The 1,118-nt window shown below is 30.1% G+C and carries 2 protein-coding genes; both read left to right on the forward strand.

The annotated features are described in order from the left end of the window. Nucleotides 1-437 (forward strand): hypothetical protein (locus H6411_RS05820; RefSeq protein WP_216083711.1); only part of this gene is annotated, 437 nt, incomplete at its 5' end. A gap of 6 nt (nt 438-443) precedes the next feature. Beyond that, nucleotides 444-1,118: hypothetical protein (locus H6411_RS05825; protein ID WP_216083712.1), on the forward strand; the 675-nt coding region annotated here is incomplete at its 3' end.

Below are 1,118 nucleotides of genomic sequence, written 5' to 3' on the forward strand. Positions count from 1 at the left end.
CACCGTCTTCTTTGAAAAATAATGGTGAATATTCTGGTACAGGAGATAAATCTAAATATGGTTACAAGAATGCAGATAAATTGATGTCTACTTTAGCTGAAAGAAATAATTTCTTTTGAGAAGAAAGAGTTTTGGATTTAGCTAAACAAGAACCAATGAATTTTTTGTCCGGAGGTTTTTTCGAGACAGATTTGAAGAGCAAGATCACAGCTTATAAAACCGAAAAGAAAAAAGATAATCCAAATGCACAAACAGTAAGAGAGAAATTAGATGAAGCTGTTAAAGACCTTAAAGAAAAGTGTAAATCAAAGTATGATGATGTATCTACTTCTATGACATCTGGAGATGATGCAAAATGGAGAGAATTTTGAGAATTGTGTTCTGTTTCTAAACAAGTTCCATCTAATTTAGTAGATACATTTAGTGTAAAAGCATAATAGACAATGGCATTAACAAAAGCAGCTGCAGCAGGAACTGGCGCTATATTGATAGCTTCTGGAGGTTATGGTGTTTCAACCATTTTTACCAAAATACCTAATATGCCAGATGTTCATTTAGTTATTTCTAAAGAAACAAGCACTTTTTCAACTAATTATGCAAGCGGAAAGTTTGGAAATGCATATGGAGATTATTTAGTTGATCCAAATAAAACAGAAAATAAAGATTGATGGGAATGAAGCTTTAACTATATCTTTTGAAATACTTCATGAAATGATTTGAGTGAACAATTTAAAGGAATTAAACAAGCTTACACTTCTGATACCACTGCAAACAACACTACACATTTAAATAGAGTTTGTGAGACTGCTTATAAAGATACAAAAACTAGTTTAGAAGCAAAACCTAAATACGAAAGTAATGTTTGATCTTTTTGTTCTCTATTTATTAATAAATTAGTAACTGTTGATCAGTCATTGAATAAAAATGGTTATTCAACTACTTCAGAGAAGATAGGTCATAAACAAAAATCAAAGTTAATTTCTACTGTAGATAAAAGAAATGATTTGTTTTGAAAATTGAGAACAGATGAATTCTTTGCTGATACAGGGACAAGATCAGGAAAAACTGCAACAAATGAGAAATTTTTCCACAAGTTTTATAACGATAATAAAGATTTA

Origin of the sequence: Candidatus Mycoplasma haematohominis (assembly GCF_902712995.1) — a bacterium.
Lineage (GTDB): Bacteria > Bacillota_I > Bacilli_A > Mycoplasmatales > Mycoplasmoidaceae > Eperythrozoon_B > Eperythrozoon_B haematohominis.